The following is an 848-nucleotide window of genomic DNA, read 5'->3' on the forward strand; positions in this document are numbered from 1 at the left end:
GTTCATATCGGCAACAAACACATCAACTGCTCCGGTTGCAAGGATCGCTTCCTGCATGATCCAGTTCCCGGTATATCCATAGAATACATCATCCATCTCCCAGCGCTGGATCATCTCCTGCCCGGTTTCGATATTGGCAATAATCCGAATGCCTTTTGCTCCGGCTTTTCTGGCCTTCTCCTGCCAGACAGGATCACGGGCAGTTATAACAAGGGCAAATCCCAGGAATGGTTCATGCCCGTTTGGAAGAATATTCACGTATTCCGGGTCAAGCACGCCAAGATCTGTTCGAAATATATGAGGTCTTGGAATACCAAACATGACGTCCTGAAGGTATTCCAGAACTATTTGCGACTGGTATGCCATGGCAATTGACATCCTCATGGCTTTTTTTGCAAGGCTGACATAATAACCGTCCACATTCGTAAGTGATGATGAGGTTGCCATCATCATTTCTGAATAGATGCCTCCGGGAAAAATATCCAGACTTCTCCAAAGATTCTGTCTCTCCTCTGGTGCGAGGGCTTTTACTACTGCCGACTCTTCATACCCCGAAAGATGCCATTCTTTCTCCAGATAATCACAGAGTCGCAATGCAATATCCTTATCTGAACCGGTTGTTGCAACACCAAGCCGCGTTGCAAATCCCATCAGTTTTTCAGGTTCACATATTGAATATGGTGCCTTTCCTTCGGCCGTCTTTCGAAGTGTCCTGATGGTCGCCGCTGCATGATACTGGTACGTGGATGCCCCCATAACATTTCGTAACAGCATCATCCGCATTGCCATTCCATCTGCAGTAATACCACACACTCCCCGTTTATCTTTTGCAGCATCAGCCCTGCACG

The 848-nt window shown here is 47.3% G+C and carries 1 protein-coding gene; it reads right to left on the minus strand.

Features of this window, described 5'->3' with window-relative positions:
• Positions 1–848: anaerobic carbon-monoxide dehydrogenase catalytic subunit (locus PLA23_RS12870; protein ID WP_502883633.1), on the minus strand; the 848-nt coding region annotated here is incomplete at both ends.

It is taken from the genome of Methanospirillum sp., assembly GCF_035406105.1.
Taxonomy (GTDB): Archaea; Halobacteriota; Methanomicrobia; order Methanomicrobiales; family Methanospirillaceae; genus Methanospirillum.